General features: G+C 69.2%; 7 protein-coding genes and 2 tRNA genes. 6 read left to right on the top strand and 3 right to left on the bottom strand.

Annotated elements, in window-relative coordinates:
- On the top strand, positions 1-1,277 hold a 1,277-nt coding region (locus AOK03_RS38195), incomplete at its 5' end, for a PQQ-binding-like beta-propeller repeat protein (protein ID WP_157869200.1).
- A 78-nt stretch (positions 1,278-1,355) separates the two neighbouring features.
- On the opposite strand, the gene AOK03_RS38190 is transcribed toward AOK03_RS38195, so the two are convergent.
- A tRNA-Gly gene (locus AOK03_RS38190) sits at positions 1,356-1,426 on the bottom strand.
- A gap of 143 nt (positions 1,427-1,569) precedes the next feature.
- Here AOK03_RS38190 and AOK03_RS38185 point away from each other — a divergent pair.
- The 5 genes from AOK03_RS38185 (at position 1,570) to clpX (ending at position 6,427) form a co-directional block, all read left to right on the top strand.
- Positions 1,570-1,646 (top strand) — tRNA-Pro (locus tag AOK03_RS38185).
- 161 nt (positions 1,647-1,807) lie between these two features.
- A complete protein-coding gene (gene tig, locus AOK03_RS38180) occupies positions 1,808-3,184 on the top strand; it encodes a trigger factor (RefSeq protein ID WP_055569955.1) in 1,377 nt (458 codons plus the stop codon).
- 426 nt (positions 3,185-3,610) lie between these two features.
- The gene (locus AOK03_RS38175; protein ID WP_190329594.1) at positions 3,611-4,216 is read left to right on the top strand and encodes an ATP-dependent Clp protease proteolytic subunit; all 606 of its coding nucleotides are present in this window, start codon (positions 3,611-3,613) and stop codon (positions 4,214-4,216) included.
- A gap of 61 nt (positions 4,217-4,277) precedes the next feature.
- Positions 4,278-4,973, top strand: coding sequence for an ATP-dependent Clp protease proteolytic subunit (locus AOK03_RS38170; RefSeq protein ID WP_055569953.1), 696 nt, complete (start codon positions 4,278-4,280; stop codon positions 4,971-4,973).
- Between the two features lie 167 nt (positions 4,974-5,140).
- A complete protein-coding gene (clpX, locus tag AOK03_RS38165; RefSeq protein ID WP_055569952.1) occupies positions 5,141-6,427 on the top strand; it encodes an ATP-dependent Clp protease ATP-binding subunit ClpX in 1,287 nt (428 codons plus the stop codon).
- A gap of 102 nt (positions 6,428-6,529) precedes the next feature.
- On the opposite strand, the gene AOK03_RS38160 is transcribed toward clpX, so the two are convergent.
- Both AOK03_RS38160 and AOK03_RS38155 read right to left on the bottom strand, forming a co-directional pair.
- Positions 6,530-7,444, bottom strand: coding sequence for a hypothetical protein (locus tag AOK03_RS38160; RefSeq protein ID WP_055569951.1), 915 nt, complete (start codon positions 7,442-7,444; stop codon positions 6,530-6,532).
- Between the two features lie 43 nt (positions 7,445-7,487).
- On the bottom strand, positions 7,488-8,225 hold a 738-nt coding region (locus AOK03_RS38155; protein WP_055569950.1), incomplete at its 5' end, for a hypothetical protein.

Below are 8,225 nucleotides of genomic sequence, written 5' to 3'. Positions count from 1 at the left end.
CGCCGCGCCCGCGCCGCCGCCGCAGACTCCTGCTGGCGGCCGCGGTGGGCGGGTTGCTGCTCGCGCTGGTCGGGACGGGCGTCGTCGTACGGCTCGCCCGCGACGACGACCGGGTGGCGAGCCAACTGCCTGCGGGCTGGCGGAGCTGGACGGCCAAGGACGCCACCACCAGCGGCAAGGGCGAGGACCCCTCTCCCTCCGGCCCCTTCACACGCTGTGCCGCCGCTCGCGGGGGCCTGATCTGCGCCGGGGACGACGTCAAGGCCGTCCGCTTCTCCCTCGCCACGGGAGAGCGGGAATGGGGGCTGCCCGTCGATTCCGTTCCCGACGACACCAGCAGCATGGAGGGCGACGTCATCGGCGCCGCCGGCGACCGCGTCTACGTCTACCGCAACGACCAGACCGTCCCGGACGGCGGTAGCGGCGAATCGTACGAGAGGTACGCGATCGAGGCCGTCGACGCCAGGACCGGCGACGTCCTGTGGACCACGCCCACCCAGCGCGGCACCGGCGCCATGTCGCCCGACCTGACCCCGGACAACAGCACCGCCGCAGCCACGCAGGACGGCGTCCTCACCGTCCTCGGCACCGAGGGCGGGTCGTACGCCCTGCTGGACCCCGAGGACGGCGACCCGCGCTGGAAGCGGCCGCTGCCCAAGGAGGAGTGCTGGCTGCGGGAGGCCGCGGGGAAGGGCTATCTGGTCTGCTCCGCGGGCAAGGCGGGCACCCGCGTCTCCCGCCTCGACCCCGCCACCGGCGAGCCCGCCTGGACGGTCACCGTGCGCGGCGCCCTCACCCTCGTCGGCCAGAGCGGCGGACGGCTCCTGCTCGCCGACACCTCCGGCGCCACGTACCGCAGCATCGTCGCCGTCACCGCGAGCGGCAGCCACACCCGGCACACGATCGAACTGGCCCGCACCCAGCCGGGGGCCGCGTCCCTCACGCTCAGCCGGGGCACGCTCTACTTCACGCTGGCCAACGGCAGCGTCCGCGCCGTCGACCCCCGCACCGGCCGCCAGACCTGGAACCGCAACTCCACCGTCGAGTTCCCCGGCCGCCCGATCGCCTCCGCCACCCACGTCTTCGTCGCCTCGCCCAGCGGCCGCCTGGCCGCGCTGGACGGCAGGACGGGCGACGTGGCGTGGACCCGGCCCGGACGGGGCGTCGGCACGCCCTGGATGGGCGACGAGGGCGCCCGGCTCACGCTGGTGGGAGACGCGCTCTACGTCCCGTACGGCACACGCTCCGTGTACACCGTCGACACGCGCCACGCCTGAACGCCGCCGCGGGGCGCCACCCTCGGAACAGCAACGCAGAAACCCCAGGCCGTCTCCGGCCTGGGGTTTCTGTAGGAGAGCGGGCGACGGGAATCGAACCCGCGTAGCTAGTTTGGAAGACTAGGGCTCTACCATTGAGCTACGCCCGCACAGATCGCGCCACGAGCGGAAGCCGCGGCACGACAGGCATCCTAGCGGGTCCCGGTCCCTCGCCGCACGTGCCCCCCTGATCCGGCCCCGTTTAACGGGGAGCCGCACTGCCTGCGGGCATGTACCCTACGTGTCGCACCGACGGGGTGTGGCGCAGCTTGGTAGCGCGTCCGCTTTGGGAGCGGAAGGCCGTGGGTTCAAATCCCGCCACCCCGACCACCTTTTTCCCCTTCCGGGAACCGCGCTGTCCCCCTTCTCGGGATCCAGTCCAAGATCGCATTGTCGGTCGGCTCCCGCTTGCCGTTACTATGCAAGCTGTGTGCCCGTGTGTCTCTGAGCCGGGCAGAATCCCAAGAAGTCAGCCCCAAGGAGACCGAACCGTGAAGAGCGCCGTGGAGACCCTGAACCCGACCCGGGTTCGGCTCACTGTTGAGGTGCCCTTCGAGGAGCTCAAGGACAGCCTCGACGCGGCCTACAAGAAGATCAACCAGCAGGTCACGGTGAAGGGCTTCCGCAAGGGCAAGATCCCGGCCCGCGTCATCGACCAGCGGTTCGGCCGCGGCGCCGTCCTCGAAGAGGCCGTCAACGACGCGCTCCCGAAGTTCTACACCGAGGCCGTCAACGAGGCCGAGCTCAACGTCCTGGGCCAGCCCGAGGTGGACATCACCGAGCTGAAGGACAACGAGACCCTCAACTTCACCGCCGAGGTCGACGTCCGCCCCGCCATCGAGATCCCGGACTACTCCGGCATCGAGGTCGAGGTCGACGCGATCGAGGTCAGCGACGAGGACGTCGACAAGGCCGTCGAGGAGCTGCGCGAGCGCTTCGCCTCCACGTCCCCGGTCGAGCGTGCCGCCGAGGACGGCGACGTCGTGACGATCGACCTCGAGGCCAAGGTCGACGGCGAGGTCCTGGAGGACGGCGTCGCGTCCGGCGTCTCGTACACGATCGGCTCCGGCGAGCTCCTCGAGGGCATCGACGACGCCGTGAAGGGCCTGGAGGCCGGTGGCGAGGCCACCTTCACCTCCGAGCTCAAGGGCGGCTCGGCGCAGGGCAAGGAGGCCGAGGTCACCGTCAAGGTCACCCAGGTCGCCGCCCGTGAACTCCCGTCCCTGGACGACGACTTCGCGCAGCTCGCCTCCGAGTTCGACACCCTCGACGAGCTGAAGGCCGACAGCCGCAAGCGCCTCGAGAACATGAAGCAGTACGACCAGGCGACGCAGGCCCAGGAGCGCGTCCTGGAGAAGCTGCTCGAGCTGGTCGAGGTCCCCGTCCCCGAGAAGCTCCTCGCGGACGAGATCCAGACCCGCACGCACAACCTCGAGCACCACCAGCTCGGCCAGATGGGCCTCGACCTGGACAAGTACCTGGAGATCCAGGGCAAGTCCCGCGAGGAGTTCGACGCCGAGACCAAGGAGCAGGCCGAGAAGGGCATCAAGACGCAGTTCGTCCTGGACGAGCTCGTCAACAAGGAGAAGCTGAACGTGAACCAGGAGGAGCTCACCGAGCACCTCATGCGTCGCGCGCAGTCCTCCAACATGTCCCCGGACCAGTTCGCCCAGGCCGTCGTCGAGGGCGGCCAGGTCCCGATGCTGGTCGGCGAGGTCGCCCGCGGCAAGGCCCTCGCGGTCGTCGTCGAGGCCGCCACGGTCAAGGACACGAACGGTGAGGTCGTCGACCTCGAGGACGACGAGGACGAGACGGCCGAGACCGTCGAGGCGACCTCCGACTCCGCCGAGGAGAAGACCGAGGCCTGAGCGCTGCCGCTCGGCTGAACGTACACCGGGGCTCCCAGGACTTAGCGGTCCCGGGGGCCCCGGTGCCGTTCAGGGGCGCGGGGAACTGCGCGCTCAGCCCCAGCGGGGCCGCAGCCGCGTCTGCCGCGGCAGGAACCATGGCGGGTGCGGCCTGTGGGGGGTTGCTCGCGCAGTTCCCCGCGCCCCTTACGGGGCACGACCGGCACCGTTCGAGGCGCCCCCGCCAGAACCTGCGCTCACAGCGAACAGTTCCGTCTCCGGGATTCTCGGAGGGACCCCGCGCGTTAGGGTCCATGAATACGAGGGCAGGGGAGTCCCCGGAGCCGCCCCGGAGCGGCGAGCACGCGGGTGCCCCAGGCCCCAGCTGAAGACGTGAGACGGCCCGGCGCCGTCGTAAGACGAGCAGGTGGATACGTGACGAATCTGATGCCCTCCGCCGCCGGCGACCCCTCCATCGGTGGTGGCCTCGGCGACCAGGTCTACAACCGGCTGCTCGGCGAGCGGATCATCTTCCTCGGCCAGCCGGTCGACGACGACATTGCCAACAAGATCACCGCACAGCTGCTGCTCCTTGCCTCCGATCCGGACAAGGACATCTACCTCTACATCAACAGCCCCGGCGGCTCGATCACGGCCGGCATGGCGATCTACGACACCATGCAGTACATCAAGAACGACGTGGTGACGATCGCGATGGGCATGGCCGCCTCCATGGGCCAGTTCCTGCTCAGCGCGGGCACGCCCGGCAAGCGCTTCGCGCTGCCGAACGCCGAGATCCTGATCCACCAGCCGTCCGCGGGCCTCGCGGGCTCCGCGTCGGACATCAAGATCCACGCCGAGCGGCTGCTGCTGACCAAGAAGAAGATGGCCGAGCTCACGGCGTTCCACACCGGCCAGACCGTCGAGCAGGTCACGCGCGACTCGGACCGCGACCGCTGGTTCGACCCGCAGGAGGCCAAGGAGTACGGCCTCATCGACGACATCATGTCCAGCGCCGCCGGCATGCCGGGCGGGGGCGGCACCGGAGCCTGAGCCCCGTGCTCAGCGCCCCGAAGCCGACACCTAAGCCCCTCGCTTCTCAGGAGACCCAGAGATGAACAACTTCCCCGGTCGCGGCCTCTACGACCGTGCGCTGGCCGAGAGCGGCCAGGCCGAGTTCACCGGCGCCACCGCCGAGTCGCGTTACGTGATCCCGCGCTTCGTCGAGCGCACCTCGCAGGGCGTGCGTGAGTACGACCCGTACGCGAAGCTCTTCGAGGAGCGCGTGATCTTCCTCGGCGTGCAGATCGACGACGCCTCCGCCAACGACGTCATGGCGCAGCTGCTGTGCCTGGAGTCGATGGACCCGGACCGCGACATCTCCATCTACATCAACAGCCCGGGCGGCTCGTTCACGGCCCTCACGGCCATCTACGACACGATGCAGTTCGTGAAGCCCGACGTGCAGACCGTCTGCATGGGTCAGGCCGCCTCGGCCGCCGCCGTGCTCCTCGCGGCGGGTACGCCGGGCAAGCGCATGGCGCTGCCGAACGCCCGCGTGCTGATCCACCAGCCCTACAGCGAGACCGGCCGCGGCCAGGTCTCCGACCTGGAGATCGCCGCCAACGAGATCCTCCGGATGCGCTCGCAGCTGGAGGAGATGCTGGCCAAGCACTCCACGACGCCGATCGAGAAGATCCGCGACGACATCGAGCGCGACAAGATCCTCACGGCCGAGGACGCGCTCTCCTACGGCCTGGTCGACCAGATCATCTCCACCCGGAAGATGAACAATTCCTCGGTCGCCTGACGAAGAGCTGTAGCATCTGCCGCTCCTTGGCACGTTTTGCGCACGACCCACGTCGAAGCGAACCGTGCCAAGGGGGGCCCGAACGGGGGGCCCGGCAAGGTACCGTCGGATATGAGGCACCAGGAGCCGCTGAACGTGGCGTCTCCCAGGCGAAGGGGAAGCACCTCGTGGCACGCATCGGTGACGGCGGCGATCTGCTCAAGTGCTCGTTCTGCGGAAAGAGTCAGAAGCAGGTCAAGAAGCTCATCGCAGGCCCCGGTGTGTACATCTGCGATGAGTGCATCGACCTCTGTAACGAGATCATCGAGGAAGAGCTCGCGGAGACGAGCGAGGTGCGCTGGGAGGAACTCCCCAAGCCTCGCGAGATCTACGAATTCCTTGAGGGCTACGTCGTGGGCCAGGAGCCCGCGAAGAAGGCCCTCTCGGTAGCGGTGTACAACCACTACAAGCGGGTCCAGGCAGGAGAGAACGGCGGCGCGCAGGGCCGTGACGACGCGATCGAACTCGCGAAGTCCAACATCCTGCTGCTCGGCCCGACCGGCTCCGGCAAGACGCTCCTCGCGCAGACGCTCGCCCGCATGCTGAACGTTCCGTTCGCCATCGCGGACGCGACGGCGCTCACGGAGGCGGGTTATGTCGGCGAGGACGTCGAGAACATCCTGCTGAAGCTGATCCAGGCGGCCGACTACGACGTCAAGAAGGCCGAGACCGGGATCATCTACATCGACGAGATCGACAAGGTGGCCCGCAAGAGCGAGAACCCGTCGATCACGCGCGATGTCAGCGGCGAGGGCGTCCAGCAGGCGCTGCTCAAGATCCTGGAGGGCACGACGGCGTCGGTGCCCCCGCAGGGCGGCCGCAAGCACCCGCACCAGGAGTTCATCCAGATCGACACGACGAACGTGCTCTTCATCGTGGGCGGCGCCTTCGCCGGCCTCGAGAAGATCATCGAGTCGAGGGCGGGCGCGAAGGGCATCGGCTTCGGCGCCACCATCCGCTCCAAGCGCGAGATGGAGGAGAAGGACCAGTTCGAGGACATCATGCCGGAGGACCTGGTGAAGTTCGGGATGATCCCCGAGTTCATCGGCCGCCTCCCCGTGATCACCTCGGTCCACAACCTCGACCGCGAGGCGCTGCTCCAGATCCTCGTCGAGCCGCGCAACGCGCTGGTGAAGCAGTACCAGCGCCTGTTCGAACTCGACGGCGTGGAGCTGGAGTTCGAGCGTGAGGCCCTTGAGGCCATCGCGGACCAGGCGATCCTGCGGCAGACCGGGGCCCGCGGGCTCCGCGCCATCATGGAAGAGGTCCTGCAGTCGGTGATGTACGAGGTGCCGTCCCGCAAGGACGTGGCCCGTGTCGTCATCACGGCGGACGTCGTTCGCTCGAACGTGAACCCGACGCTGGTGCCGCGCGACGCGCGCGGTCCGGGCGCCGGGGAGCAGAAGTCCGCATAAGCGGCAGCTGTTTGCGCTACGCCGAAGGGGGCGCCCCGCGAGTGATCGCGGGGCGCCCCCTTCGGCTTGGGTCCGTACGGCGCAAGTGCGTGCCGTAGGGCGCTACTTGGCCTCTACGCGCACGTCGGCGCGGAGCTTGGCGGCCAGGCCCGCGACCGTGTCCAGGGAGATCTTCTCGCCGCTGGCGGTGGCACTCGCGTCGGAGTGGCCGACGGAGGCGACCGTGCTGTGGTCGCCCCAGATGCACAGCGGGGTCTCGAAGGTGTTCGGGATGCCGTCGTCCGTCTCGGCCTCGTCGGGGGCGCCGATCCGGAACTCGGCCTTCTGGCACTTCATGACGCCGTTGTCGAAGCCGGCGGGGGTGAACTCCTGGGGGCTGCCGATGAGGGTGATGCTCCCGGGCTCCTTCGTGGACTTCCTCTTCATCTCGGCGAACATCGCGTCGACGACCTTCTCGGGGTCCTCGACCTTTCCGTACACGCCGGAGAAGTTGAGGGTCTTCTGGCTGGTGCTGGTGCCGTTGGTGTACTGGCCGTTGACGTCCGTCGGGTTGCTGACGCCCTGGCTCTCCAGGTCCTTGAGGTCACCGGAGGACATGCCGCCGCCACCGCCGGCCGACTCCGCCTTCTTGTACGAGCCGCCCAGCACGGTCGCGGGAGTCTCCAGCTTGTACGTCTTGCCGTCGTCGGCGACGGACGAGCCGCCGTCGCCCTTGGCGAAGAGGAGGTACCCGCCGACCGCGGCCGCCGCCACGACCACCACGGCACCGATGACCAGCCCGGTCTTCTTCTTGCCGCCGCTCGGCGGGGGGCCGGGGTACTGGCCGTAGGGCTGCTGCGGCGGGACGCCCTGGGGCGGCTGCCCGTAGGGGCCGGGCTGCTGCGGCTGGCCGTAGCCGTAGGGCTGGGCGGGCTGGCCGTAGGGCTGCTGCGGCGGGACACCCTGCGGCTGCTGGCCGTACGGCCCGGGCTGCTGGGGTGGCGGTCCGCCGTACGGACCGGGCTGGTTGTAGCTCACTTCTGGGTTCCCCTCGTTGGTGGTGCGGTGGTGCGGCGGTGCGTCAGGACTTGACGCGGACCTCCTTGCGGACCCGGAGCGTGGTGGCCGAGGCGTCGCTGAGCGAGACCTTGCCCGCCATGGCGTTCGCGACCTCGACGGGCACCACGACGGCGACGGTGCTGTGGTCGCCCCAGATGCAGACCGGCATGCGGATCTCCTTGGGGCCCGAGGACGGGCCGCTGCCGCCGCTGTCGTTCTTGATGACGGACTCCTGGCACTTGAGGACGGCGTCGCCCGTGCTGAAGTCCTTCGGGCTGCCCACGAGTTCGCCCGTGTCCGTGCTGTCCTTCTGGGAGTCCTGCTTGACCTTGGCGAACATGCTGTCGACGACCTTGCCCGGGTCCTTGATGTCGCCGTAGACGCCCATGAACTGGATGGCCTTCTGCGACAGGGGATTGCTCTCGTCCCCCGACTCGTAGGCGGCGTCGACGTCCTGCGGATCCTTCACGCCGGCCTTCTCGGCGGCCGCCAGGTCGCTGGAGTTGAAGCCGCCGCCCGAGTCGTCGCTCTTGTCGTACTCGCTGAGGATCGTGGCGGGCGTCGTCAGCGTGTGCGGGCCGTCGTCCTTGATGCCGCCGCCCGCCACGTTCGAGGAGCCGCCGTTCTTGCCGCCCTTTTCGTCGTCGTCGCCCGCGAAGACGAAGTAGCCGCCGACCGCGGCGGCGGCGACCACGGCGACGGCGGCGATGATGAGGCTGGTCTTCTTGCCGCCGCCGCTGGGGGGCGGGGGCGGGACCTG

This window comes from Streptomyces atriruber (assembly GCF_001418325.1).
Classification (GTDB): domain Bacteria; phylum Actinomycetota; class Actinomycetes; order Streptomycetales; family Streptomycetaceae; genus Streptomyces; species Streptomyces atriruber.
This window is presented reverse-complemented; position numbering and strand designations above follow the sequence as displayed.

Coding starts and splice junctions, on each gene's coding strand:
- AOK03_RS38175 (WP_190329594.1), top strand. CDS start 3,611: ATGCCCTCCGCCGCCGGCGACCCCTCCATCGGTGGTGGCCTCGGCGAC.
- AOK03_RS38170 (WP_055569953.1), top strand. CDS start 4,278: ATGAACAACTTCCCCGGTCGCGGCCTCTACGACCGTGCGCTGGCCGAG.